The sequence below is a fragment of the Pseudomonas sp. S2_E01 genome (genome assembly GCF_054668365.1).
The window spans coordinates 5,991,240-6,016,394 of sequence record NZ_CP162762.1 but is presented as its reverse complement, the minus strand read 5'-3'; the positions used below and the strand labels follow the sequence as shown (position 1 = coordinate 6,016,394).

The 25,155-nt window shown below is 60.1% G+C and carries 30 protein-coding genes; 20 read left to right on the top strand and 10 right to left on the bottom strand.

The annotated features are described in order from the left end of the window. Positions 1-282 precede the first annotated feature (282 nt). The 9 genes from gshB to AB4O36_RS27760 all read left to right on the top strand — a co-directional run bounded on the left by gshB (position 283) and on the right by AB4O36_RS27760 (position 8,171). Positions 283-1,254: a glutathione synthase gene (gene gshB / locus AB4O36_RS27800; protein ID WP_460120050.1), complete on the top strand. Its 972-nt coding sequence runs from the start codon at positions 283-285 to the stop codon at positions 1,252-1,254. A 103-nt stretch (positions 1,255-1,357) separates the two neighbouring features. Further along, the gene (locus AB4O36_RS27795; protein ID WP_460120048.1) at positions 1,358-2,257 is read left to right on the top strand and encodes a TonB family protein; all 900 of its coding nucleotides are present in this window, start codon (positions 1,358-1,360) and stop codon (positions 2,255-2,257) included. Positions 2,258-2,352: 95 nt separating this feature from the next. Then, entirely contained in the window at positions 2,353-2,925 is a 573-nt protein-coding gene (locus AB4O36_RS27790; RefSeq protein ID WP_460120046.1) for a YqgE/AlgH family protein, read from the top strand. Then, on the top strand, positions 2,925-3,362 hold the full coding sequence (gene ruvX, locus AB4O36_RS27785; RefSeq protein ID WP_371050549.1) for a Holliday junction resolvase RuvX: 438 nt from the start codon (positions 2,925-2,927) through the stop codon (positions 3,360-3,362). Before AB4O36_RS27790 ends, ruvX begins: the two co-directional genes overlap by 1 nt. Positions 3,363-3,455: 93 nt before the next feature. Continuing rightward, positions 3,456-3,959 (top strand): bifunctional pyr operon transcriptional regulator/uracil phosphoribosyltransferase PyrR, encoded by a 504-nt coding sequence (gene pyrR, locus AB4O36_RS27780; protein ID WP_460120044.1) that lies wholly within the window; start codon positions 3,456-3,458, stop codon positions 3,957-3,959. 27 nt (positions 3,960-3,986) lie between these two features. Further along, on the top strand, positions 3,987-4,991 hold the full coding sequence (locus AB4O36_RS27775) for an aspartate carbamoyltransferase catalytic subunit (protein WP_460120042.1): 1,005 nt from the start codon (positions 3,987-3,989) through the stop codon (positions 4,989-4,991). After that, positions 4,988-6,259, top strand: a complete 1,272-nt coding sequence (locus tag AB4O36_RS27770; protein WP_460120040.1) for a dihydroorotase — start codon at positions 4,988-4,990, stop codon at positions 6,257-6,259. Before AB4O36_RS27775 ends, AB4O36_RS27770 begins: the two co-directional genes overlap by 4 nt. 323 nt (positions 6,260-6,582) lie before the next feature. Continuing rightward, the gene (locus AB4O36_RS27765; RefSeq protein ID WP_460140744.1) at positions 6,583-6,975 is read left to right on the top strand and encodes a hypothetical protein; all 393 of its coding nucleotides are present in this window, start codon (positions 6,583-6,585) and stop codon (positions 6,973-6,975) included. 227 nt (positions 6,976-7,202) lie between these two features. Beyond that, positions 7,203-8,171, top strand: a complete 969-nt coding sequence (locus AB4O36_RS27760) for a lipid II-degrading bacteriocin (protein ID WP_460140743.1) — start codon at positions 7,203-7,205, stop codon at positions 8,169-8,171. A 59-nt stretch (positions 8,172-8,230) separates the two neighbouring features. On the opposite strand, the gene AB4O36_RS27755 is transcribed toward AB4O36_RS27760, so the two are convergent. Next, positions 8,231-8,662 carry an NINE protein gene (locus AB4O36_RS27755; RefSeq protein ID WP_460140742.1) on the bottom strand — a complete coding sequence of 144 codons (432 nt, stop codon included), beginning with the start codon at positions 8,660-8,662 and terminating at the stop codon, positions 8,231-8,233. 249 nt (positions 8,663-8,911) lie between these two features. Between AB4O36_RS27755 and AB4O36_RS27750 the strand changes: the two genes are divergently transcribed. After that, positions 8,912-9,529, top strand: a complete 618-nt coding sequence (locus tag AB4O36_RS27750) for a C40 family peptidase (RefSeq protein WP_460140741.1) — start codon at positions 8,912-8,914, stop codon at positions 9,527-9,529. Between the two features lie 114 nt (positions 9,530-9,643). Here the strand turns inward: AB4O36_RS27750 and AB4O36_RS27745 are convergent, their stop codons facing one another. Then, on the bottom strand, positions 9,644-10,678 hold the full coding sequence (locus tag AB4O36_RS27745) for a type IV pilus twitching motility protein PilT (protein WP_460140740.1): 1,035 nt from the start codon (positions 10,676-10,678) through the stop codon (positions 9,644-9,646). A 56-nt stretch (positions 10,679-10,734) separates the two neighbouring features. Between AB4O36_RS27745 and AB4O36_RS27740 the strand changes: the two genes are divergently transcribed. From AB4O36_RS27740 to AB4O36_RS27700, 9 genes are all read left to right on the top strand, one after another. After that, positions 10,735-11,433 (top strand): YggS family pyridoxal phosphate-dependent enzyme, encoded by a 699-nt coding sequence (locus AB4O36_RS27740; RefSeq protein WP_460140739.1) that lies wholly within the window; start codon positions 10,735-10,737, stop codon positions 11,431-11,433. Positions 11,434-11,468: 35 nt separating this feature from the next. Next, positions 11,469-12,287 (top strand): pyrroline-5-carboxylate reductase, encoded by an 819-nt coding sequence (gene proC / locus AB4O36_RS27735; RefSeq protein ID WP_460140738.1) that lies wholly within the window; start codon positions 11,469-11,471, stop codon positions 12,285-12,287. Between the two features lie 10 nt (positions 12,288-12,297). Then, on the top strand, positions 12,298-12,888 hold the full coding sequence (locus AB4O36_RS27730; protein ID WP_460120024.1) for a YggT family protein: 591 nt from the start codon (positions 12,298-12,300) through the stop codon (positions 12,886-12,888). Positions 12,889-13,140: 252 nt separating this feature from the next. Continuing rightward, on the top strand, positions 13,141-14,280 hold the full coding sequence (metX, locus tag AB4O36_RS27725; protein WP_460140737.1) for a homoserine O-succinyltransferase MetX: 1,140 nt from the start codon (positions 13,141-13,143) through the stop codon (positions 14,278-14,280). A 7-nt stretch (positions 14,281-14,287) separates the two neighbouring features. Further along, a complete protein-coding gene (metW, locus tag AB4O36_RS27720; RefSeq protein WP_460120021.1) occupies positions 14,288-14,908 on the top strand; it encodes a methionine biosynthesis protein MetW in 621 nt (206 codons plus the stop codon). A 26-nt stretch (positions 14,909-14,934) separates the two neighbouring features. Further along, positions 14,935-15,369, top strand: coding sequence for a DUF4426 domain-containing protein (locus tag AB4O36_RS27715; RefSeq protein WP_460120019.1), 435 nt, complete (start codon positions 14,935-14,937; stop codon positions 15,367-15,369). Next, the gene (gene rdgB, locus AB4O36_RS27710) at positions 15,366-15,962 is read left to right on the top strand and encodes an RdgB/HAM1 family non-canonical purine NTP pyrophosphatase (protein WP_460140736.1); all 597 of its coding nucleotides are present in this window, start codon (positions 15,366-15,368) and stop codon (positions 15,960-15,962) included. Before AB4O36_RS27715 ends, rdgB begins: the two co-directional genes overlap by 4 nt. Then, the gene (gene hemW / locus AB4O36_RS27705) at positions 15,959-17,164 is read left to right on the top strand and encodes a radical SAM family heme chaperone HemW (RefSeq protein WP_460140735.1); all 1,206 of its coding nucleotides are present in this window, start codon (positions 15,959-15,961) and stop codon (positions 17,162-17,164) included. The genes rdgB and hemW overlap by 4 nt, the downstream gene beginning before the upstream one ends. A 9-nt stretch (positions 17,165-17,173) precedes the next feature. Next, on the top strand, positions 17,174-17,497 hold the full coding sequence (locus AB4O36_RS27700; RefSeq protein ID WP_460140734.1) for a DUF3392 domain-containing protein: 324 nt from the start codon (positions 17,174-17,176) through the stop codon (positions 17,495-17,497). A gap of 160 nt (positions 17,498-17,657) precedes the next feature. Here AB4O36_RS27700 and trmB read toward each other — a convergent pair whose 3' ends face one another. The 4 genes from trmB to AB4O36_RS27680 form a co-directional block, all read right to left on the bottom strand. Next, positions 17,658-18,383 (bottom strand): tRNA (guanosine(46)-N7)-methyltransferase TrmB, encoded by a 726-nt coding sequence (gene trmB, locus AB4O36_RS27695; protein ID WP_460120011.1) that lies wholly within the window; start codon positions 18,381-18,383, stop codon positions 17,658-17,660. A 9-nt stretch (positions 18,384-18,392) separates the two neighbouring features. After that, the gene (locus AB4O36_RS27690) at positions 18,393-19,187 is read right to left on the bottom strand and encodes a thiazole synthase (protein ID WP_460120009.1); all 795 of its coding nucleotides are present in this window, start codon (positions 19,185-19,187) and stop codon (positions 18,393-18,395) included. Between the two features lie 63 nt (positions 19,188-19,250). Beyond that, positions 19,251-19,451 carry a sulfur carrier protein ThiS gene (gene thiS / locus AB4O36_RS27685; protein ID WP_008026157.1) on the bottom strand — a complete coding sequence of 67 codons (201 nt, stop codon included), beginning with the start codon at positions 19,449-19,451 and terminating at the stop codon, positions 19,251-19,253. A 71-nt stretch (positions 19,452-19,522) separates the two neighbouring features. Next, a complete protein-coding gene (locus tag AB4O36_RS27680) occupies positions 19,523-19,903 on the bottom strand; it encodes a DUF423 domain-containing protein (protein ID WP_460120007.1) in 381 nt (126 codons plus the stop codon). Positions 19,904-19,977: 74 nt separating this feature from the next. Here AB4O36_RS27680 and mtgA point away from each other — a divergent pair, with 74 nt between their 5' ends. Continuing rightward, positions 19,978-20,700: a monofunctional biosynthetic peptidoglycan transglycosylase gene (gene mtgA / locus AB4O36_RS27675; RefSeq protein ID WP_460120005.1), complete on the top strand. Its 723-nt coding sequence runs from the start codon at positions 19,978-19,980 to the stop codon at positions 20,698-20,700. A gap of 113 nt (positions 20,701-20,813) precedes the next feature. Here mtgA and rpoH read toward each other — a convergent pair whose 3' ends face one another. From rpoH to ftsY, 4 genes are all read right to left on the bottom strand, one after another. Beyond that, entirely contained in the window at positions 20,814-21,668 is an 855-nt protein-coding gene (gene rpoH / locus AB4O36_RS27670; protein ID WP_368555870.1) for an RNA polymerase sigma factor RpoH, read from the bottom strand. 112 nt (positions 21,669-21,780) lie between these two features. Then, positions 21,781-22,803, bottom strand: a complete 1,023-nt coding sequence (gene ftsX, locus AB4O36_RS27665; RefSeq protein WP_460120003.1) for a permease-like cell division protein FtsX — start codon at positions 22,801-22,803, stop codon at positions 21,781-21,783. After that, entirely contained in the window at positions 22,800-23,471 is a 672-nt protein-coding gene (ftsE, locus tag AB4O36_RS27660) for a cell division ATP-binding protein FtsE (RefSeq protein WP_460120001.1), read from the bottom strand. The genes ftsX and ftsE overlap by 4 nt, the downstream gene beginning before the upstream one ends. Continuing rightward, the gene (ftsY, locus tag AB4O36_RS27655; protein ID WP_460140733.1) at positions 23,468-24,904 is read right to left on the bottom strand and encodes a signal recognition particle-docking protein FtsY; all 1,437 of its coding nucleotides are present in this window, start codon (positions 24,902-24,904) and stop codon (positions 23,468-23,470) included. The genes ftsE and ftsY overlap by 4 nt, the downstream gene beginning before the upstream one ends. Between the last annotated feature and the right edge of the window lie 251 nt (positions 24,905-25,155).

Below are 25,155 nucleotides of genomic sequence, written 5' to 3'. Positions count from 1 at the left end.
GTCCGTACGACATGGCAGCCTTTTTAGCACAGTCTCCAAACGCAATCTATCGGCCAGCCTGCTCGATGGTTTTTCCTTGACCGGGGACACACTCGGCGCCAATCTGACGCCACTTTTTACGCCGATCTTCTGATCTTCTGATCTTCTGTAGGAGCGAGCATGCTCGCGATGGTCGCCAACGATAACGCTGGCAGCCTGACACCCCGCGGTGTTTTCCAGTCCATCGCGAGCATGCTCGCTCCTACAGGTCATCAACAGCCCCCATTTTTTGAGGAATGACCCATGAGCGTTCGCGTCGGGATTGTCATGGACCCTATCGCCAGCATCTCCTATAAGAAGGATAGCTCGCTGGCCATGCTGTTGGCCGCGCAGAAACGCGGCTGGGAACTGTTCTATATGGAACAGCGCGACCTCTATCAGCTCGAGGGCCAGGCGCGGGCGCGCATGCGTCCACTGAAAGTGTTTGCCAACCCGGAAAAATGGTTCGAACTGGAGTCCGAGCAAGACGCCCTGCTCAGCGACCTCGACGTGATCCTGATGCGCAAGGATCCGCCGTTCGACATGGAATTCGTCTATTGCACCTACTTGCTGGAACAGGCCGAGAGCGCCGGCGTGCTGGTGGTCAACAAGCCGCAAAGCCTGCGTGACTGCAATGAAAAGCTGTTCGCCACGCTGTTCCCGCAGTGCACGCCGCCGACCGTGGTGAGCCGCCGCGCCGACGTATTGCGTGAATTCGCCGCCAAACATGGCGATGTGATTCTCAAGCCGCTGGACGGCATGGGTGGCACCTCGATCTTCCGTCACCGCGCAGGCGATCCGAACCTGTCGGTGATCCTGGAGACCCTGACCTCCCTGGGCAACCAGCAGATCATGGGCCAGGCGTACCTGCCGGCGATCAAGGACGGCGACAAACGCATCCTGATGATCGACGGCGAGCCTGTGGACTACTGCCTGGCGCGGATCCCGGCCGCTGGCGAAACCCGTGGGAACCTGGCGGCCGGTGGTCGTGGCGAAGCCCGTCCGCTCAGCGAGAAAGATCGCTGGATTGCCGCGCAAGTCGGCCCGACCCTGCGCGCCAAAGGTTTGCTGTTCGTGGGCCTGGACGTGATCGGCGAGCACCTGACCGAGATCAACGTCACCAGTCCGACCTGCATTCGTGAGATCGATAATGCCTTCGGCACCGACATCGGCGGCATGCTGATGGAGGCCATTGAGAAGAAGCTGCAAGCTGCAAGCTGCGAGCCGCAAGCGTAAGAGCAGCGACAGCTTGTCGCTTGCACCTTGAAGCTTGCAGCTAAAAACCACCATTGCGTTATCATGCCCGCCCCATGAAAACGCTATGGTGGTTTTTTTTGCCATGACACTTCCGTCCGATCTCCCCGCTGAACTCGCCCATCGTGGCGTGCGCCCGGCCGATCGCCTCGGATTTACCCTGTTTCTGGCGGCGTTGATTCACCTGGCGTTGTTACTGGGCGTCGGCTTCACCATGGTCGAGCCCCAGCAGATCAGCAAGACCCTGGAAATCACCCTCGCCACCTTCAAGAGTGAAAAGAAGCCGCAAAAGGCCGATTTTCTCGCTCAGGAAAACCAGGAAGGCAGCGGCACCCTGGACAAAAAGGCGATCCCCAAGACCACCGAGGTCGCACCGTTCCAGGACAACAAGGTGCAGAAGGTCACCCCGCCGCCGGCAGCCAAGCCACAAGTCCAGGAAACTGCGCCCAAGGCCGCCGTCACCACCGTCGCGCCGAAGCCGAAAAAAGCAGCAGCCAAGACCGAAGAACCCAAACCCGTCACCAAGCCTGCAGTGGCCGCACCGACATTTGACAGTGAACAACTGTCCAGCGACATCGCCAGCCTGGAAGCGGAGCTGGCCCAGGAACAACAGCTCTACGCCAAGCGCCCGCGCATCCACCGCCTGAGCGCCGCCTCGACCATGCGCGACAAGGGCGCCTGGTACAAGGATGAATGGCGCAAGAAGGTCGAGCGTATCGGCAACCTCAATTATCCCGACGAAGCCCGGCGCAAACAGATCTACGGCAACCTGCGACTGATGGTCTCGATCAACCGCGACGGCTCGCTGTATGAAGTGCTGGTGCTCGAATCCTCCGGGCAACCGCTGCTGGACCAGGCCGCCCAGCGCATTGTCAGGCTGGCCGCACCGTTCGCACCGTTCACCGGCGACCTGTCGGACATCGACCGCCTGGAAATCATCCGCACCTGGAAATTCGCCCGTGGGGATCGCCTGTCCAGCAACTGATCGCTGCTCCCCTGCCTCCTACAGTTGAGGGTGAATTCGTTTTACGGTGCATCCCCAGCTTGTCAGTTCGCCCCCCGAACGCCACACTAGCGCTCATGAAAAATGTCAGCCCCAGCTACCTCAAGCATCACTTCCTGATCGCCATGCCACATATGGCCGACCCGAACTTTGCGCACACCTTGACCTATATCGTCGAGCACACGGCCAACGGTGCCATGGGGCTGGTGGTCAACCGCCCGCAAGAGCTGAACCTGGCCGACATTCTCGAACAACTTCGCCCAGACATCGAACCGCCGGCGCTGTGCCAGCATGTACCGATTTTCATCGGTGGCCCGGTGCAGACCGATCGCGGTTTTGTCCTGCACCCCTCGGGGCAGAAATACCAGGCGACCGTCGATCTGGAAGGCGAGCTCTCGCTGTCCACCTCCCAGGACGTGCTGTTTGCCATCGCTGACGGCGTCGGTCCCGCCAGGAGCCTGATCACCCTGGGCTACGCCGGCTGGGAAGCGGGGCAACTGGAATCGGAGCTTGCGCAAAACGCCTGGCTGACCTGCCCGTACGACGCAGACATCCTGTTCAACACCAGCAGCGAACTGCGCCTGGACGCCGCGGCCAAACATCTGGGCATCAACCTCAGCCTGCTCACCAGCCAGGCGGGGCACGCCTGATGGCTTTGCGCCTGATCCTGGGTTTCGACTACGGCACCAAACAGATCGGCGTGGCAGTCGGCCAGGTCGTGACCGGCCAAGCCCGCGAGCTGTGCACGTTGAAGGCACAAAATGGCATTCCCGACTGGAACCAGGTCGAAGCCCTCATCAAAGAGTGGAAGCCCGACGCCGTGGTGGTCGGCCTGCCGCTGAACATGGATGGCACGCCGAGCGACATGTGCGCCCGCGCAGAAAAATTCGCCCGGCGACTCAATGGCCGTTTCAACCTGCCCTTCTATACCCATGACGAACGCCTGACCACGTTCGAGGCCAAGGGCGAACGCCTGGCGCGTGGTGGGCAAAAAGGCAGTTACCGTGACAACCCCGTTGACGCCATTGCCGCCGCCCTGCTGTTGCAGGGTTGGCTCGACGAAAACGGCGAGCTGTTCGACACCTGATGCATTCAACCCGGAAGAGCCGCCTAGCGGCTCTTTTAGTGATAACCCGAACCCATCAAGCTTCAGCGGTCTCGGGCCCAAGAAGGAGCAACCATGAGCCTGCCAAATCCCGCCGAACTGATCAGCCAGATGGCGATCCGTCTCAAGGCACACCTGGAACACCGGGGCATCAGCGAACCGCGCTACATCGGTATCCGTACCGGCGGCGTGTGGGTGGCCCAGGCCCTGCTCAAAGAGCTGGGCAGTGAAGAACCGCTCGGCACGCTCGACGTTTCCTTCTACCGCGACGACTTCAGCCAGAACGGCCTGCACCCGCAAGTGCGTCCTTCGGCGCTGCCCTTCGAAATCGAAGGCCAGGACCTGGTGTTGATCGACGATGTGCTGATGAGTGGCCGCACCATCCGCGCGGCGATGAACGAACTGTTCGACTACGGTCGCCCGGCCAGCGTGACACTGGTCTGCCTGCTGGACCTGGACGCTGGCGAGCTGCCTATCCGCCCGAACGTGCTCGGCGCCACCCTGACGCTTGCCGCCCATGAGAGGGTGAAACTGTCCGGGCCGGAACTTCAGCTCGAGCTGCAAGACCTCGCCCTTTAATCCGCCCTATTGAGAGTCCCCCTCGCGATGACGCCTCTAGACACCAAGCGCCCGCTGCAGCTCAATGATCAGGGCCAGCTGCGCCACTTCCTCTCGCTCGACGGCTTGCGCCGCGAGCTGCTGACGGAAATCCTCGACACTGCCGACTCGTTCCTCGAAGTCGGTGCCCGGGCGGTCAAGAAAGTCCCGCTGCTACGCGGCAAGACCGTGTGCAACGTGTTCTTCGAGAACTCCACCCGCACCCGCACCACCTTCGAACTGGCCGCCCAACGCCTCTCCGCCGACGTGATCACCCTGAACGTGTCCACTTCGTCGGCAAGCAAGGGCGAAACGCTGCTCGATACGCTGCGCAACCTTGAAGCCATGGCCGCCGACATGTTCGTCGTGCGCCACGGTGATTCCGGTGCCGCGCACTTCATCGCCGAGCATGTGTGCCCACAGGTGGCGATCATCAATGGCGGCGACGGCCGGCATGCGCACCCGACCCAGGGCATGCTCGACATGCTGACGATCCGCCGGCACAAGGGCAGTTTCGAAAACCTGTCGGTAGCCATCGTTGGCGACATCCTGCACTCGCGGGTGGCGCGCTCGAACATGCTGGCGCTCAAAACCCTCGGTTGCCCCGACATCCGCGTGATCGCACCGAAAACCCTGCTGCCGATCGGCATCGAACAGTACGGCGTGAAGGTCTATACCGACATGGCCGAAGGCCTCAAAGACGTCGATGTGGTCATCATGCTGCGCCTGCAACGCGAACGCATGGCCGGTGGCCTGCTGCCGAGCGAAGGCGAGTTCTACCGCCTGTTCGGCCTGACCACCGCACGCCTGGCCGGCGCCAAGCCGGACTGCATCGTGATGCATCCGGGCCCGATCAACCGCGGGGTGGAAATCGAGTCGGCGGTAGCCGATGGACCGCACTCGGTGATTCTCAACCAGGTGACCTACGGCATCGCCATTCGCATGGCAGTGCTGTCCATGGCCATGAGCGGGCAGACTGCGCAGCGCCAATTCGAACAGGAGAACGCCCAGTGAAGCTCAGCATTCTCGGCGCCCGCGTCATCGATCCAGCCAGCGGCCTGGATCAAGTTACCGATATTCATATCGAAGCCTGCAAGATCGTCGCCCTCGGCGCCGCACCCGCCGGTTTCGTGGCCGTCGAGTCCATCGATGCCAAGGGCCTGGTGGCCGCCCCTGGGCTGGTCGACCTGAACGTCGCCCTGCGTGAACCGGGCTACAGCCGCAAAGGCTCGATTGTCAGCGAAACGCGCGCAGCCGCTGCCGGCGGCGTGACCAGCCTGTGCTGCCCGCCGAAGACAAAACCGGTGCTGGACACCTCCGCCGTGGCCGAATTGATCCTCGACCGCGCCCGCGAGGCCGGCAACACCAAGGTCTTCCCGATTGGCGCCTTGAGCAAGGGCCTGGACGGCGAACAGCTCGCCGAGCTCGTGGCATTGCGCGATGCCGGTTGCGTGGCATTTGGCAACGGCCTGGAGAGTTTCCGCAATACCCGCACCCTGTGCCGGGCGCTGGAATACGCGGCGACTTTCGACCTGACCGTGATTTTCAACTCACAGGACCATGACCTGGCCGAAGGTGGTCTGGCCCATGAAGGTCCGACGGCCAGCTTCCTCGGCTTGCCGGGCATCCCGGAAACCGCCGAAACCGTCGCCCTGGCCCGCGACCTGCTGCTGGTCGAGCAAAGCGGCGTGCGCGCGCACTTCAGCCAACTGACCAGCGCCCGCGGTGTGGCCCTGATTGCCCAGGCCCAGGCCCGCGGCCTGCCGGTGACCGCCGATGTCGCCCTGTATCAGTTGATCCTGACCGACGAGGCTCTGATCGACTTCAGCAGCCTCTATCACGTCCAGCCGCCGCTGCGCACCCGCGCCGACCGCGACGGCCTGCGCGAGGCGGTGAAGTCGGGGGTGGTTTCGGCGATCTCCAGTCATCACCAACCCCACGAGCGCGACGCCAAACTCGCACCTTTCGGCGCGACCGAACCAGGCATCAGCAGCGTCGAACTGCTGCTGCCGCTGGCGATGACACTGGTGGACGATGGTCTGCTGGACCTGCCGACGCTGCTGGCGCGCCTGAGTGCCGGCCCTGCCGAAGCATTGCGCCTGCCGGCCGGCAAACTGACGGTGGGTGGCGCCGCCGACATCGTGCTATTCGACCCGACGGCTTCGACCGTGGCCGGTGAGCGCTGGTTGTCCAAGGGCGAGAACTGCCCGTTCATCGGACACAGCTTGCCGGGCGTGGTGCGTTACACCCTGGTGGATGGGCGGATCAGTCACCAAGCGTAATATACTGCATAGGGGGCACCAGATTGCCCCCTCATGCGGTAAACATCCACGAACATAACTCACTTCAAAGACACCAGGCACTTACCCTCCACCCGAATTGACGCGCGTTTAAATCAGATACGACACGCACATTCCTCGTCAGAAATTTCTGCCAAGCCTATAAGCTTTTATAAAGCTTTGCGTACGAAACATTCTGTAATCGCTCCTAGTTTGATACTCCCTTCCTCCTTATCCGATCCAACCTACAGAACTACAGGACTCTGTCAGCCTGTTTATCAATTAAAATTCAAAAAGCATGGAGAAACGTCAATGGAGGAAAATCGATGAACTGGACGTATCCATTAGTCACCTTCGCAACCGCTGCGGTCGCGATCGCGATCGCCATGATAATAAAAAACCATGCAGACTCTACATATAACACTAGTCAAGACTCCGCCATCATTCCGATAGCCTCAGTATTTATTGTATTTTTCATACTCATCGGCACCCACTTCACCCAACGACTCCTTAATAAAATATCTCCGACTTCGAAAACTGGAAAAGCTTTTCAAATAGCCTTATTAACTTTCACCCCTGCAGCATCTTTCATCCTGACTGTTGTCAGCGCTATCTATTGGCTCACACCAAACCATATGGCCATTTCATTTTTTTACAGTTTGAATGCAATTTTTTTAATCGCCCACCAGATGGTTAATCTTAAAATCCGCCCACATTAAAAACCCATATAATTTTGAAAGCGACATAAACATACCGGAAACATCGCCGAAACCCACAGTGCATATCTTTTAAATCAGGAAATATACTGCCCCGCGAGCTGAACAATCTTTCACGCTTATCGGAATTAGCCTACAGAGATATTGGATCCGACAGTCAGTTACTCTTTTACTATCAATCAGGCCAAGAAACCCGATTGAGCTCTGCACCACAGGGCAAAGGAGTAACAATGAAATATGAGCTGACATTACCCCCAATCGACACCCGCGGTGAATTCGGTGGACTCACCCTGGATGAAAACTTCAAGTGGGAGAAACCCGCCACCGCGCAGTGGGATGATCCTTCAACGGCCACGATCACCACTGACGGTTTCAGCTATTCGCTCCCGCTGGCCAAGGGTCCGGTCATTTCCTCCGGCGACATGGACAGGTTTCTGGTGTGGCTGGAAATGAAAAGCACCCTCGACGCTTTCAGTTATGAATTGAAACTGGCAAACAGGGCAATCAAGTACGGTGACGCCATCGGCGCCATACAGGAACTGTGGGAAATCACTGAATGCGATGACTACCTGCTCAATAGTTGCCCGACCGTGACCCACGCCTATTTCAAACATAAGCTGGTCAACTTCAGCCTGGCCGATGCCTTCGCAGCGCAGAAATACATGAGCCCGGAGGAGGCCCTGGCGCAGGCTTCGGCAAGCGGTTACAGCACCCGCTACGAGAAAATCACCGGCGAACTCTCAGGGGGCACGTTCAGCCCGGTCAAGGCATTCGCTCATTACTTGTGGGGTAATGGCGAAAGCCTTAGCGTCAACATCAACAACATTGAACTGAATCTCAAGGCTGTGGATATCCCGTCACTGACGGACGCCATCGCCAACAACGCTGAGGCTGGCAGCTACCGTTTTAGTGAACAAGCGTTCGTCTACGACACGTTCGACAGCAGTCGGGTAACCGGTACCTATCTGGGCAAGATCACCTTGAAAGCCGAAGGGAGTTTTATCCGTCATGCAGATGCCAGTTGGGAACTCACTGCGGTTGTGAGCGCCCTCCCGAAAAAATTCGATTCCATCGCCGGCAACAGGGCCCCTGTACTGGAGATCCTGACCACCGCTGGCAGAATGTTTGACGGACACACCTATGAAATTGAAATAACGGGCGAGCATCGCATCAGCCTGTACGGCGAGACCCCGGACTGAAAACGTTGATCTGCCCCCATCCGGCTGTTACAGGGTTTGGCGCCCTGTATCAGCAAGGGTTATTGGAAGGTGCCCCTGTTCTGCGCGTTACGCACCGATACCTGATCATTAAGCGTCCAGAAGTCATACAGCACCCCCAGGAAGAACAACCCACCCGTTACCAGGTACACCAAGCCGCTGATCCACCTCCCCTGGTACATCCGGTGCACGCCGAACACCCCGAGGAATGTCAGCAAAATCCACGCGACGTTGTATTCGATGGGCCCCGAGGTAAAACGCAGGTCCGCTTCACGATCCATGGCCGGGATCAGGAACACGTCGATCAGCCAGCCAATCCCCAGCAGTCCGAACGTGAAAAACCAGATCGTCCCGGTCACCGGCTTGCCGTAATAAAAGCGGTGCGCGCCGGTAAAACCGAAAATCCACAGCAGGTAGCCGACCACCTTGCTATGGGTGTCGTGATGCGAAACGGGCTGTTGATAGGTGTTCATGGATGACCTCAATTCACACGATAGATAAATATTCTTTAAATCTTTGTGACTTTTTTACGAGTCCCCGACGGATGGCAGGTGCAGACTTGTATGGCTTCAAACCCTTATAGCAGCGGACTTCTGTCGGACAATTGCGTCTTTTTGCCGCTCATTTGGTTCCCTTAGAACCTGGCGGAATCGACCAACGGCCTCGGGAAGCCAAAAAAAGCTGTTATAAAGTTTCGCGCTAATCCATACGAGCCTTGCCTAATGCGTCCATTTTTCAAGACATGGCTAACCATTTGCCTATTATTGCCACTGGCCGCCCACGCCACCAATCGTGAGCAACGTCTTCCGAACGTTAATGGTTACACCCCAAAATCCCATGCTTCTGCTCCCGCGAGCAAAAGCAAGAAATCGGTCAAAGCAGCTCCACAGCTCAGCAGCAAAAGCGGCCTGGTCCCACCGATGGGTACCAAGGAAAGCAGCAACGTGCTGAGCCGTGCCGTAAACGTCCTGGGTACGCCTTACCGTTGGGGCGGCAGCAGCCCAAGTAAAGGCTTCGATTGCAGCGGCCTGGTGAAATACGCATTCAACGATGCCACGTTCGACCTGCCACGCACCTCGAACGCCATGGCCAGCGCTCATGGCGAGAAAGTCGATCGCAAGGACCTGAAACCGGGCGACTTGATTTTCTTCAACATCAAGAGCCGTCGAGTCAATCACGTTGCCATCTACCTGGGCAACGACCGCTTCATCCACGCACCGCGTCGTGGCAAGTCTGTGACCATCGATACGCTGAAGAAGCCGTATTGGGAGCAGCACTACGTTGTTGCCAAGCGGGTTCTGCCGAAAGAGAAGAGCGGCCTGCAGGTGGTTCAGCGGTGATCTGATGCATCGCCATCGCGAGCAGGCTCGCTCCCACAGAGGATTTGTGTCGATCACGATCCAGCGTGGGAGCGAGCCTGCTCGCGAGATGTACCTTGAAAGCCCCTCATTCCCTCAAAAATTATCCGGCGACCGCGCCTTCTCCCGCGCATGATCGCGAGTGATCAGGCCCTTGGTCACCAGTTCCTTCAAGCACATATCCAGGGTCTGCATGCCCAGGCTCCCGCCCGTCTGGATCGACGAATACATCTGCGCGACCTTGTCCTCGCGAATCAGATTACGGATCGCCGACGTGCCCAGCATGATTTCATGTGCCGCAATGCGCCCACCGCCGACTTTCTTGACCAGCGTTTGCGAAACGACCGCCAGCAGGGACTCTGACAGCATCGAGCGCACCATCGACTTCTCATCCCCCGGAAATACGTCCATCACCCGGTCAATGGTTTTTGCCGCCGACGTGGTGTGCAGGGTGCCGAACACCAGATGACCGGTTTCCGCCGCCGTCAGCGCCAGTCGAATGGTTTCCAGGTCACGCATCTCACCCACCAGGATCACGTCCGGGTCTTCCCGCAGCGCCGAGCGCAAGGCGGTGGCGAAACTGCGGGTATCACGGTGGACTTCGCGCTGATTGATCAGGCATTTGCGCGATTCGTGGACGAATTCGATCGGATCTTCGATGGTCAGGATGTGGTGATGTCGATTGTTGTTGAGGTAATCGATCATCGCCGCCAGGGTCGTGGACTTGCCCGAACCGGTCGGCCCGGTCACCAGCACCAGGCCTCGGGGCGATTCGGTGATCCGGCGAAACACCTCGCCCATGCCCAGGTCGTCCATGCTCAGGACCTTTGACGGAATGGTCCGAAACACCGCCCCCGCCCCCCGGTTCTGATTGAATGCATTGACCCTGAAGCGCGCAACACCGGGCACGTCAAAGGAAAAGTCGGTTTCCAGGTGCTTCTCGAACTCCATGCGCTGGGTGTCATTCATGATGTCGTAGACCAGCGCCTGAACCTCCTTGTGATCCAGGGCCGGCAGGTTGATGCGCCGCACGTCGCCATCAACGCGAATCATCGGCGGCAGCCCGGCAGACAGGTGCAGGTCGGACGCGCCTTGTTTGGCGCTGAACGCCAGCAGCTCAGTGATATCCATAGCACTCCTCAATTCCAGTAGAATGCCGCCAACCTCAGACCGCTGGCGCCTCTTGAATGTCCACGATAGCAGACAACATTGCCCTGGTTAGTTCACGCATCCGGGCTGCCGCCCTCGCCGCCCACCGCGACGAGCACAGCGTGCAGCTGTTGGCAGTGAGCAAGACCAAGCCTGCACACGAGCTGCGTGAAGCGCACGCCGCAGGCCTGCGCGATTTTGGTGAGAACTACCTGCAGGAAGCCTTGAGCAAACAGCTCGAATTGGCCGACCTGCCCTTGATCTGGCACTTCATCGGCCCCATTCAGTCGAACAAGACTCGCGCTATTGCCGAACACTTCGCCTGGGTGCACTCCGTGGATCGTCTGAAAATTGCACAACGCCTGTCCGAGCAACGTCCGGCGGATCTGCCGCCCCTGAACATCTGTATCCAGGTCAATGTCAGCGGTGAAGCCAGCAAGTCCGGCTGCACCCCGGCCGACCTTCCCGCACTGGCCCAAGCCATCAGCGAACTGCCGCGCCTCAAGTTGCGCGGGTTGATGGCCATCCCCGAGCCGACGGAAGATCGCGCCGCCCAGGACGCCGCATTTGCTGCAGTGAAAAGCCTGCAAGCCAGCCTTCAACTGCCACTCGACACCTTGTCCATGGGCATGAGCCATGACCTCGAGTCCGCCATCGCCCAAGGCGCCACCTGGGTCCGCATCGGTACGGCCCTGTTCGGCGCCCGCGACTATCCACACATGCAAGGCCAGCCCTGAACAATGGCTGACACCTCTTTTTATAAGGACCTGACATGAGCAAGACTCGCATTGCCTTCATCGGTGCCGGCAACATGGCGGCCAGCCTGATCGGCGGCCTGCGCGCCAAGGGTCTGGACGCCGCGCAGATCCGCGCCAGCGATCCAGGCGCTGAAACCCGCGCCAAAGTGAGCGCCGAACACGGCATTGAAACCTTCGCCGACAACGCAGCGGCCATTCAGGGCGCGGACGTGGTCGTGCTGGCCGTCAAGCCACAAGCCATGAAAGCCGTGTGCGAAGCCCTTCGCCCAAGCCTCGCGCCGAACCAACTGGTGGTGTCCATCGCGGCCGGCATCACCTGCGCCAGCATGAACAATTGGCTGGGCGCACAGCCGATCGTGCGCTGCATGCCCAACACCCCGGCATTGTTGCGCCAGGGCGTGAGCGGCCTGTTCGCCACCCCCCAAGTCACCGGCGAGCAACGCCAGCAGGCGCAAGAGCTGCTGTCGGCCGTGGGCATCGCCCTGTGGCTGGATGAGGAGTTGCAACTCGACGCGGTCACCGCCGTTTCCGGCTCCGGTCCGGCGTATTTCTTCCTGCTGATCGAAGCCATGACCGCCGCCGGGGTGAAACTCGGCCTGCCTGCCGACATCGCCGCCCAACTGACCCTGCAAACCGCACTGGGTGCTGCGCACATGGCGGTGTCCAGTGATGTGGACGCTGCCGAATTGCGCCGCCGTGTAACATCGCCAGCCGGCACCACAGAAGCTGCAATCAAATCGTTCCAGGCGGGTGGCTTCGAAGCCCTGGTCGAAAAAGCATTGGGCGCAGCAAAGCACCGCTCGGCCGAGATGGCCGAACAACTGGGTCAATAAGGAGCCTGACATGATTGGATTGAACACCGCAGCGGTCTACGTGCTGCAAACCCTGGGCAGCCTGTACCTGCTGATCGTGCTGCTGCGTTTTGTGCTGCAACTGGTGCGCGCCAACTTCTACAACCCGCTGTGCCAGTTCGTCGTCAAGGCCACCCAGCCACTGCTCAAACCACTGCGCCGGATCATTCCGAGCCTGTTTGGCCTGGACATGTCCTCGCTGGTGCTGGCGATCCTTGTGCAGATGGCACTGATGGCCCTGACCCTGCTGCTGACCTACGGCACCACCGGTAACCCGCTGCAATTGCTGATCTGGTCGCTCATCGGCGTGACCGCGCTGTTCCTGAAGATCTTCTTCTTTGCACTGATCATCAGCGTGATCCTGTCGTGGGTCGCCCCGGGTAGCCATAACCCTGGCGCCGAACTGGTCAACCAGATCTGCGAGCCGGCCCTGGCGCCATTTCGCCGCATCCTGCCAAGCATGGGCGGCCTGGACATCTCGCCGATCCTCGCCTTCATGGTGCTCAAGCTGATCGACATGCTGGTGATCAACAACCTGGCGGCCATGACCATGATGCCGGAGATTTTGCGTCTGTTGATCTGATGGATCGCTGATCGCCAGCAAGCTGGCTCCTACAGGGGAATGCATGCTTCCTGTAGGAGCCAGCTTGCTGGCGATGGGTGTATCAGACACCGCAGGCATTCAGGCATCCAGCGTTATCGTTGACGACCATCGCGACGGTTCGACGTTTCGACGTGCTCGCTCCTACAGGGGGCTACCCCTGGGTTTACCTTCGCTTGCCGCTAACCCCATCGGTCTTTAGACTTACGCCTCATTTAACCGAGAGCAGGGTCGATGCCAGCTGCCTTTCCCCCCGATTCTGTTGGTCTGGTGACGCCGCAAGTGGCGCACTTCAGCGAACCCCTGGCCCTGGCCTGTGGCCGTTCGCTGGCCGCCTATGACCTGATTTACGAGACCTACGGCACGCTGAACGCCACGGCGAGCAACGCCGTACTGATCTGTCACGCTCTGTCGGGCCATCATCACGCCGCCGGCTACCACAGCCCCGACGACCGCAAGCCTGGCTGGTGGGACAGTTGCATCGGCCCCGGCAAGCCAATCGACACTAACAAATTCTTCGTGGTCAGCCTGAACAACCTCGGCGGTTGCAACGGCTCCACGGGTCCGAGCAGCCTCAACCCGGAAACCGGCAAGCCATTCGGCGCCGACTTCCCGGTGCTGACCGTGGAAGACTGGGTGCACAGCCAGGCACGCCTGGCCGACTCGCTTGGCGTGGCGCAGTGGGCAGCCGTGATCGGCGGCAGCCTCGGCGGCATGCAGGCCTTGCAGTGGACCATCACCTACCCGGACCGCGTGCGACACTGCCTGGCAATCGCCTCGGCGCCCAAGCTGTCGGCACAGAACATCGCGTTCAACGAAGTGGCACGTCAGGCGATCCTGACCGATCCCGAATTCCACGGCGGCTCGTTCCAGGAGGCCGGTGTGATCCCCAAGCGCGGCCTGATGCTGGCGCGGATGGTCGGTCATATCACCTACCTCTCCGATGACTCCATGGGCGAGAAATTCGGCCGAGGCCTCAAGAGCGAAAAGCTCAACTACGACTTCCACAGCGTCGAGTTCCAGGTCGAAAGCTACTTGCGTTACCAGGGCGAGGAGTTCTCCGGACGTTTCGACGCCAACACTTACCTGTTGATGACCAAGGCGCTGGACTACTTCGACCCCGCCGCCGACTTCAACGATGACCTGGCGAAAACCTTCGCCAATGCCACCGCCAAATTCTGCGTGATGTCGTTCACCACCGACTGGCGCTTCTCCCCAGCCCGCTCGCGGGAACTGGTGGACGCGCTGATGGCGGCCAGGAAAGACGTCTGCTATCTCGAGATCGACGCTCCGCAAGGCCACGACGCCTTCCTGATTCCGATCCCGCGCTATTTGCAAGCGTTCGGCAACTACATGAACCGTATTGCGTTGTGAGAAAGCCATGAGAGCTGATCTGGAAATCATCCAGGAATGGATCCCCGCCGGCAGCCGCGTGCTCGACCTGGGCTGCGGTGACGGCGAGCTGCTGACCTGGCTGCGCGACAACAAGCAAGTCACCGGCTACGGCCTGGAAAATGATCCGGACAACATCGCCGAGTGCGTGGCCAAGGGCATCAATGTCATTGAGCAGGACCTGGACAAGGGCCTGGGCAACTTCGCCAGTAACAGCTTCGACATCGTGGTCATGACCCAGGCGCTGCAGGCCGTGCACTACCCGGACAAGATCCTCGACGAAATGCTGAGGGTCGGTCGCCAGTGCATCATCACCTTCCCCAACTTCGGTCACTGGCGCTGCCGCTGGTACCTGGCGAGCAAGGGTCGGATGCCGGTCTCTGAATTCCTGCCGTACACCTGGTACAACACGCCAAACATCCACTTCTGCACCTTCGAAGACTTTGAGGCACTTTGCCGCGAACGTGAAGCGAAGGTCATTGATCGGCTTGCCGTGGATCAACAGCATCGCCATGGGTGGGCCAGTAAGCTATGGCCTAATCTATTAGGAGAAATTGGTATCTATCGTGTCAGCAGCCCAGGGCTTGCTGACCACAAGATCGCGGTCTGAACCGCGCCATTGCAAGGAGAATGGTCATGGGTCGTCTAGCGCTGTTTTTACTCACTGCCTGCCTGAGTGTCACGGCCATGGCCGCTGATGCGATCAAAAGCGATCGCCAGGAAACGTTCGGTGATGTGACGGTGCACTACAACACCTTCAATTCAACGTACCTGACGCCTGACATTGCCAAGTCGGCGGAGCTGATCCGCAGCAAGAACCAGGGCGTCATCAACGTCTCGGTGCTCAAGGACGGCAAGCCGTTGATGGCCAACGTCACCGGTACGGTCAAGGACTTGACCAGCCAGAGCGTGCCCCTGACCTTCAAGCAGATCACAGAGCAGGGCGCGATCTACTACATCGCACAGTATCCGGTGCCGCAGCAGGAAACCCGCACCTTCGAAATCAAGGTGCAGACCGGTGACAAGATCAACACCCTCAACTTCAACCAAGAGCTCTTCCCCGGCGAATGATCAATTTCACGCAACTCGTATTGGCCAGCCATAACGCCGGCAAACTCAAGGAACTGCAGGCCATGCTCGGTCAATCGGTGCAACTGCGCTCGATCGGCGAGTTCAGCAACATCGAGCCTGAAGAAACCGGCCTTTCGTTCGTCGAGAACGCCATTCTCAAGGCCCGCAATGCTGCGCGTATTTCCGGTTTGCCGGCGCTGGCAGACGATTCGGGGCTGGCGGTGGATTTCCTCGGCGGCGCGCCGGGCATTTACTCGGCCCGCTACGCCGATGGCAAGGGCGATGCGGCGAACAACGCCAAGCTGCTCGAAGCGCTCAAGGACGTGCCCGACGCCGAGCGCGGTGCGCAGTTCGTCTGCGTACTGGCGCTGGTGCGCCACGCCGATGATCCGCTGCCGATCCTCTGCGAAGGGCTGTGGCACGGCCGCATCCTGCACCAGGCCAGCGGCGAACACGGTTTTGGCTACGACCCGCTGTTCTGGGTGCCGGAGCGCGACTGCTCCAGTGCCGAGTTGAGCCCGGCCGACAAGAACCAGATCAGCCACCGCGCCCGTGCAATGGATCTGCTGCGCCAGCGTCTGGGCTTGAAATGACCCCTGAATCATCCGCGTTGCCGCTGATACACGGCGGCGGCGCAGCCTCTCTCCGGGCGCCCCTGCCGGTGCTGCCGCCGCTGGCGTTGTACATCCACATCCCGTGGTGCGTACGCAAATGCCCCTATTGCGACTTCAACTCCCACACCGCCAGCCCCGAGTTGCCGGAACAGGCGTATGTCGACGCATTGCTGGCCGATCTCGACCAGGACATGCATGCCGTGTACGGCCGTGAACTGAGCTCGATTTTCTTCGGTGGCGGCACGCCGAGCCTGTTCAGTGCCCAGGCGCTGGGTCGTCTGCTCAAAGGGGTCGAGCAGCGCATCCCCTTTGCCGCTGACATCGAAATCACCCTGGAAGCCAACCCAGGCACTTTTGAGCAGGACAAGTTCGTGGCTTACCGGGCACTGGGGATCAATCGCCTGTCGATCGGCATCCAGAGCTTCCAGCAGGAAAAGCTCAAGGCGCTGGGACGCATCCACAATGGCGACGAGGCCGTGGGTGCCGCCGGAATGGCCCGTCAGGCCGGGTTCGATAACTTCAACCTCGACCTGATGCACGGCCTGCCCGACCAATCCCTGGATGACGCCCTGGCCGACCTGCGCACCGCCATCGCCCTGAAGCCGACACACCTGTCCTGGTATCAGTTGACGCTGGAGCCCAACACAGTGTTCTGGAACCAGCCACCGACGCTGCCGGAAGACGACACCTTGTGGGATATTCAAGAGGCCGGGCAGGCGCTGCTGGCCGAGCATGGTTACGCGCAATACGAGGTTTCGGCCTACGCGCAGCCTGGCCGTGCGGCAAGGCATAACCTCAATTACTGGAGCTTTGGCGACTTCATCGGCATTGGCGCCGGTGCCCACGGCAAGCTCAGCCATCCGGACGGGCGCATCGTGCGCACCTGGAAAACGCGTCTGCCGAAGGATTACCTTAACCTGGCGAAAAACTTCAAGGCTGGCGAAAAGACGCTGACCGATGATGAAATGCCGTTCGAGTTCCTGATGAATGCCCTGCGGCTGACCGAGGGGGTCGAAGCGTGCCTTTACCCGGAGCGCACTGGTATGCCCCTGGACAGCCTGGCCGAAGCCCGCCGCGACGCCGAACAAAGCGGCCTGATGCAGGTCGAACCGTCACGTCTGGCGGCCACCGAACGCGGACAACTGTTTCTCAACGACTTGCTGCAGAATTTTCTGACCTAAGGAAACCGAATGGATCTGGTACTCGACCTGCTCGCCACCGTGTCTCGCTGGAGCCGCAGCAATCTCTCGGAAATCGCCTTGGCCCTGGTGGGCTGCCTGCTGGTGCTGTTCGGTGCGGATTTCAAAGGCTGGGTCGAGCAACGCCTGGGCAGCATCGCCGGCGCCTTGCGTGTCCCGCTGATGGCATTGCTGTGCATGATCGGCAGCGGCGCAGCACTGATCTACGCCACGCCATGGATTGTTCGCGGCCTGAGCCAGTTCAACAACTACAGCCTGGCGCCGGTGTTGTTGGTGGTGTTGGTGTTGATTGGCGTAGTGGCTGACCGCAAGTAATTTCTGCCCCAACCAGAAACAACTGTGGGAGCGGCGGTGCGACGATTCGACTTGCCCGCGATGAGGCCATAACATCCAACACCTTCGTTGACTGTTCGTACGCCATCGCGGGCAAGTCGAATCGTCGCACCGCCGCTCCCACAGTGTTATCGCGTGTGGCTTAAGACTGTTTTTCGAACTTCAAGTCCCAAACCCCATGCCCAAGCCGTTCACCACGGCGTTCGAACTTGGTGATCGGGCGCTCTGCCGGGCGCGGCACGCACTTGCCATCTTCGGCCAGGTTGCGATAACCCGGTGCGACGTTCATCACTTCCAGCATGTACTCGGCATACGGCTCCCAGTCGGTGGCCATGTGCAGTACACCGCCAACCTTCAATTTGCTGCGCACGAGCTCAGCGAACGACGCCTGGACGATACGGCGCTTGTGGTGTCGGCTCTTGTGCCACGGGTCCGGGAAAAACAGCATCAGGCGATCGAGGCTGTTGTCGGCCACGCAACGGTTGAGCACTTCGATCGCATCGCAATCGTAGACCCGCAGATTGGTCAGGCCCTGGGTCAGCACGCCATTGAGCAACGCACCGACACCCGGACGGTGCACTTCCACACCAATGAAATCCTGTTCAGGCGCAGCGGCTGCCATTTCGAGCAGCGAGTGGCCCATGCCGAAACCGATTTCCAGCGAGCGCGGTGCCGAGCGACCGAAGACCTGGTCGTAGTCCACCGGCGAGTCGGCCAACGGCAGCACGAACAGCGGCGCGCCTTGCTCCAGGCCGCGTTGCTGGCCTTCGGTCATGCGCCCGGCGCGCATCACGAAGCTCTTGATGCGGCGGTGTTGGCGCTCGTCGCCTTCTTCCGTCTGGATTGGCGTTTCGTTTGATTCAGTCATCAATGGCTCTTACTTGATCAGACCATCCAGCGGCGAAGAGGCGCTGGCGTAGAGTTTTTTCGGCATGCGACCGGCGAGGTAAGCCAGGCGACCGGCAACGATGGCGTGCTTCATGGCTTCGGCCATCATGATCGGCTGTTGCGCGTTGGCGATGGCCGAGTTCATCAGCACGGCTTCGCAGCCCAGTTCCATGGCGATAGTGGCGTCGGAAGCGGTACCGACACCGGCGTCTACCAGCACCGGGATCTTGGCTTCTTCGAGGATGATCTGCAGGTTGTACGGGTTGCAGATCCCAAGGCCGGTGCCGATCAGCCCAGCCAGCGGCATGACGGCAATGCAGCCGATTTCGGCCAGTTGCCGTGCGATGATCGGGTCATCGCTGGTGTAGACCATCACGTCGAAGCCTTCCTTGACCAGCACTTCGGCGGCCTTGAGGGTTTCGATCACGTTGGGGAACAGGGTTTTCTGGTCAGCCAGCACTTCCAGCTTTACCAGGTTGTGGCCATCGAGCAGCTCACGGGCCAGTCGGCAGGTGCGCACGGCCTCAATGGCATCGTAGCAACCGGCGGTGTTCGGCAGGATGGTGTAGCGATCCGGCGGCAGGATATCCAGCAGGTTCGGTTCGCCCGGGTTCTGGCCGATGTTGGTCCGGCGCACGGCCACGGTGACGATCTCGGCACCCGAGGCCTCGATGGCCAGGCGGGTTTCTTCCATGTCACGGTATTTGCCGGTGCCGACCAGCAGACGCGACTGGTAAGTACGACCGGCCAGGACGAAAGGCTTGTCGGTGCGAACGATGCTCATGGGAAATCCTCTGTTGGGGTGAGGTTCTTGCACAATAATGCTATGGCCACCTGGGCCGGGCGACTAGCCGCCGCCGATGGCGTGCACCACTTCGACTGAATCACCGTCGTTGAGCGTGGTGTCCGCATGCTGGCTGCGCGGGACGATATCCAGATTGAGCTCGACCGCCACCCGGCGTCCGGTCAGTTCCAGACGGGTCAGCAGGGCCGCAACGGTTTCACCGTCGGGCAGTTCAAGGGATTCGCCGTTCAACTGAATGCGCATGCCAAATGCCGCCATCATTTTTAGGGGCTGGCATTCTAGCCCGATCGTGACCTCAAGGTCAGCAATAAGCGTCAAGCGGTCAGCGGCAAACGCCAGGCGGCGAGGCCCAGGCACAGCCAGCCGATCAGGAAGGCCAGGCCGCCGAAAGGCGTGATGATGCCCAGCTTGCCGATGCCGATAGTGGTCAGCAGGTACAGACTGCCGGAAAACAGCAGGATGCCGACGGTGAACGAGATGCCCGCCCAGGCCACCAGCCGCCCCTGAATTTGCGTGGCTAGCAGTGCGACGCCGAACAGCGCCAGGGCATGCACCAGTTGATAGGTGACGCCGGTATGGAAGATCGCCAGATACTCGGGCGTCAGACGGCTTTTCAAGCCGTGGGCGGCGAACGCACCCAGGCCGACGCCGGTGAAACCGAAGAAAGCAGCCAGCATCAGAAAGCCACGCAGCATGAAGAACTCCAGTCAGACTCGATCAACAGGGTCTGTATAATGGCCCGCTCGACGGGTTCGGCCAAGCCATCTCTATGCTGCGGTTATTTTTACGACGATTCACGAAGGCGCTGCTCTGGTTCGCGGGTGGTAGCGTCGTGCTGGTCCTGATTTTTCGCGTGGTTCCACCACCGGGCACGGCCTTGATGGTGGAACGCAAGATCGAATCCTGGCTCGACGGCGAACCGATCGACCTGCAACGCACCTGGAAACCCTGGGACGAAATCTCCGACGACCTGAAAGTCGCAGTGATCGCTGGTGAAGATCAGAAATTCCCGGAGCACTGGGGATTCGACATCGGTGCGATCCGTGCCGCCCTGGCCCACAACGAGCTGGGCGGCTCGGTGCGCGGCGCCAGTACGCTGAGCCAGCAAGTGTCGAAGAACCTGTTCCTGTGGTCTGGCCGCAGCTGGCTGCGCAAGGGCCTGGAAGCCTGGTTCACCGGATTGATCGAATTGCTCTGGCCCAAGCAGCGGATTCTCGAGGTCTACCTCAACAGCGTGGAATGGGATGACGGCGTGTTTGGCGCCGAAGCGGCAGCCCGACATCACTTTGGCGTCAGCGCGAAGAACCTCAGTCGCCAGCAATCGAGCCTGCTGGCCGCCGTGCTGCCCAACCCACGTGTGTGGAGTGCAAGCCACCCAACCAACTACGTCGCCCGCCGTGCAGGCTGGATTCGTCAGCAGATGAGCCAGTTGGGGGGAGACAGCTATCTGGTGGGGCTCAATGATTCGCGTCGGGCACCCTGGTCCAAATAACGCCGTACACCCCCCTGTAGGAGCGAGCTCGCTCCTACAGGGGGGAAAAATGACACCTGAAACAAAAACGCCCCGATCAATGATCGGGGCGTTTTTTATTGCCGGGGTGCAGGTTACGCAGCAATCGACAGTTTGAGCTTGTTCATCGCACTCTTTTCGAGCTGACGAATACGCTCGGCCGACACGTTGTACTTCTGCGCCAGATCGTGCAGCGTCGCTTTTTCTTCCGCCAGCCAGCGCTGGTAGAGAATGTCACGGCTACGGTCGTCCAGCACTTCCAGCGCTTCGTGCAGGTTGTGGTTGGAGTTGTCACTCCAATCAGCGTCTTCCAGTTGACGCGCCGGGTCGTACCGGTGGTCTTCCAGGTAGTTGGCCGGCGATTGGAAAGCACTGTCGTCGTCCGCCTCAGCGGCCGGGTCGAAGGCCATGTCCTGGCCGGTCAGGCGACTTTCCATCTCGCGCACTTCCCGCGGCTCTACGCCAAGGCTTTCCGCCACACGGTGGACTTCCTCGTTGTTCAGCCACGCCAGGCGTTTCTTCTGGCTGCGCAGGTTGAAGAACAGCTTGCGCTGGGCCTTGGTGGTCGCGACTTTCACGATGCGCCAGTTGCGCAGGATGAATTCGTGGATTTCCGCCTTGATCCAGTGCACGGCGAACGAAACCAGGCGCACACCCATTTCCGGGTTAAAGCGCTTCACGGCCTTCATCAGGCCGACGTTGCCTTCCTGAATCAGGTCTGCCTGAGCCAGGCCATAGCCGGAATAGCTGCGGGCGATATGTACGACAAAACGCAGGTGGGCGAGCACCATCTGCCGAGCCGCCCCCAGATCCTGCTCATAGTAGAGACTCTCGGCCAGTTCACGCTCCTGCTCTGGCGTCAGCAATGGGATGCTGTTGACAGTGTGCACATAGGCCTCCAGGTTCGCACCCGGGACCAGAGCATATGCAGGTTGCAAAGAATTGGTCATACGTCAAAACCTCCGACTTACAAACTCGTGCAGTTCAGCACTGCGAAAATTGACCGGAAACCGAAAGACAAGTTCCCAAAAACGCTGAAAGGTCAATACGAGCAAAATGATACTACTTAGGCGCAAGCTCCCTCAGGTGGCGTGCGACTGCAATCCATGCACCGATATACCCCAACAGCACCGCGCCAAGCAAGAGCGACAGACCGTCGGCAACCGGCACACCGGCCAGCGCAAAATCGCTGCCGTACAAACCCGCCAACCCGACCACCGCATCGTTCAGCCAGTCCAGGCCAAACGCCAATACGCCCCAGGAAAGTATCCCCGCACCGAAGCCATACAACGCGCCCATATAAAGAAAGGGCCTGCGCACATAACTGTCGGTGCCGCCGACGAGTTTAATCACTTCTATCTCGGTGCGGCGGTTTTCAATATGAAGACGAATGGTATTGCCTATCACCAAAAGTAATGCAGAAACCAGAAGCACGGTCAGACCGAAGACAAAACGGTCACCCAGCTTGAGGATCGCTGCCAGACGCTCGACCCAGACTAGATCAAGTTGCGCCTGTTGTACCTTGGGCAATTCGGAAAGTTGTTGTCGTAATGCTTCAAGCGCGGGCTTGTCCACCTCGTTCGGGGTCACCAGCACCACGCCGGGCAGCGGGTTTTCCGGCAGCTCCTTCAAGGCATCGCCCAACCCGGACTGCTGCTGGAATTCTTCCAGCGCCTGATCGCGGCCGACATACTCGGCATCAGCGACACCCGGCAGACGCTTGATCTGCTCGCGCAACGACTCGCCTTGCGCCGGGCTGGCATCGAGTTCCAGATACAGGGAAATCTGCGCCGCACGCTGCCAGGAGCCGCCGAGACGCTCGACATTACTTAGCAAAAGTGACAGGCCCATGGGCAAGCTCAGGGCCACCGCCATCACCATGCAGGTGAAGAAACTGCCGATCGGCTGCTTGCCCAGACGGCGCAGGCTGTCCAGCAAGCTGGCGCGATGGCTTTCAATCCAGGCGGCGAACAGCGTAGCGAAATCCGGGCCGTCGTCATCGTCGCGTTTTTTCTTTTGCGGTTGCGGATCGGCGGCTTTTGGCGCCACGCGCTCGGAAACCTTGGGGCTACGTGTCGCGCTCATACGCCGGCCTCCCCGTCACCGATCAATCGACCGCGTTGCAGCGTCAACATGCGGTGGCGCATGCGGGCGATCAAAGCCAGGTCGTGGCTGGCGATCAGCACGCTGGTGCCCAGGCGATTGATGTCTTCGAACACACCCATGATTTCCGCCGCCAGACGCGGGTCGAGGTTACCGGTCGGTTCGTCCGCCAGCAGCAACGCCGGGCGGTGAACGATGGCGCGGGCAATGCCAACGCGTTGTTGCTGGCCGGTGGACAAGTCGCCGGGGTACAGATCGGCTTTATCCGACAGCGCCACGCGTTCCAGAGCCGAATCCACGCGCTTGGCGACTTCGACCTTGGAAAGCCCGAGAATCTGCAACGGCAGCGCAACGTTGTTGAACACGGTGCGATCGAACAGCAGCTGGTGATTCTGGAACACCACACCAATCTGCCGACGCAAGAACGGAATCTGCGCGTTGCTGATGGTGCCGAGGTCCTGGCCCGCCAGCAGCAGCTTGCCACTGGTTGGGCGCTCCATTGCCAGCAGCAGGCGCAACAGCGTGCTTTTACCGGCGCCGGAATGGCCGGTCACAAACAGGAACTCGCCGCGACGGACCCGAAAGCTCAGTTCATGCAAGCCGACGTGACCGTTCGGGTAGCGCTTACCGACCTGTTCGAAACGAATCATGAACGCTCCCGCTCGGCAAACAGTGCCTGGACAAAGGGTTCTGCTTCAAAGGTGCGCAAGTCGTCGATGCCTTCACCGACGCCGATGTAGCGAATCGGCAAACCGAACTGCTTGGCCAGGGCGAAGATCACCCCGCCCTTGGCGGTGCCGTCCAGCTTGGTCAGCGCCAGGCCTGTCAGTTCGACGGTCTGATTGAATTGTTTCGCCTGGTTGATGGCGTTTTGGCCGGTCCCGGCGTCGAGCACCAGCAGCACTTCGTGCGGTGCGTCGGCATCAAGTTTGCCGATAACCCGACGAACCTTCTTCAGTTCTTCCATCAGGTTGTCTTTGGTGTGCAGGCGACCGGCGGTGTCGGCGATCAGCACATCGATGCCACGGGCCTTGGCGGCCTGGACGGCGTCAAAAATGACTGAAGCGGAGTCGGCCCCCGTGTGCTGGGCGATTACCGGAATCTTGTTGCGCTCCCCCCAGACCTGCAACTGCTCGACGGCGGCGGCACGGAAGGTATCGCCGGCGGCGAGCATGACCTTCTTGCCTTCGAGCTGCAGTTTCTTCGCCAACTTGCCAATCGTGGTGGTCTTGCCAGCGCCGTTGACGCCCACCACCAAAATGACGAATGGCTTATTCTGCGAGGTGATCTTCAGTGGCTGCTCGACCGGCTTGAGCATGGCTGCCAGTTCGGCTTGCAGGGATTTGTAGAGTGCGTCGGCATCCGCCAGCTCCTTGCGCGCAACCTTTTGCGTCAGGTGCTGAATGATCACTGACGTGGCCTCGACGCCGACGTCGGCGGTCAGCAAGCGGGTCTCGATGTCGTCGAGCAACTCGTCATCGATGATCTTCTTGCCGAGAAACAGGCTGGCCATGCCTTCGCCGATGCTGGCGCTGGTCTTGGACAGGCCCTGCTTGAGGCGGGCGAAGAAGCCGGCTTTATTTTCTTCGGTGCGCACAGGCTCGACGGCAGCCTCGACCGGCACGGCGAGCGCCGGTGTTGCAACATCAGGCGCGGGAACGGCCGCAGGGGCCTCAGGCTCCGGAACAACGGCCGCCGCCTCGACCACCACAGGTGGCACTTCAACAGGCTCGGGGGCAAACGGTCCGGGCGCCGGGATCGCAGGCGTCACGTGCGGCGCCAGGTCATCCTCGACCAGCGCGACCGGTTCTTCCGCCACGGGCAATGTCAGCCAAGGCTCATCGGCGGGCGTCAGCGGTTGTTCGGCAACGGTTTCAGGCTCGACGACCGGCTGCAGCACAGGTTCGGCATTCGCCAGCACGATCGGCGCAGGCTCTTGCGCGACCGGCTCAGGCGCTGGTTCAGGAAGTGGCTGTGACTGTTCGACGACGGTTTCCTGCGGCTTTTTGCGCAGCCATCCGAACAGGCCTTTCTTTTCACCAGCCGCGGCTGGGGCTTTCTTGTCGTCGTTGGAACCAAACATGGAGGACGGCTATCTCACGGTAGCGACGCGCCAAAGGGCGCCCCGGCAATTGAACATTCGATGCAGAACAGACTGCGATTGACCCAGCTTGTTCACGCGCAACATTTTGTCGAGGTGCAAAAAGCGCCTCAAACGTCGATTAATACGATGGACTGGAACGGCATCGTCGGCGAAAACGCAGAGTTTAGCTGACAAACTCACAGTTTCCGGCAAAAACCTAAACAACCTGCCGACCGATCAAAGGCCGGATA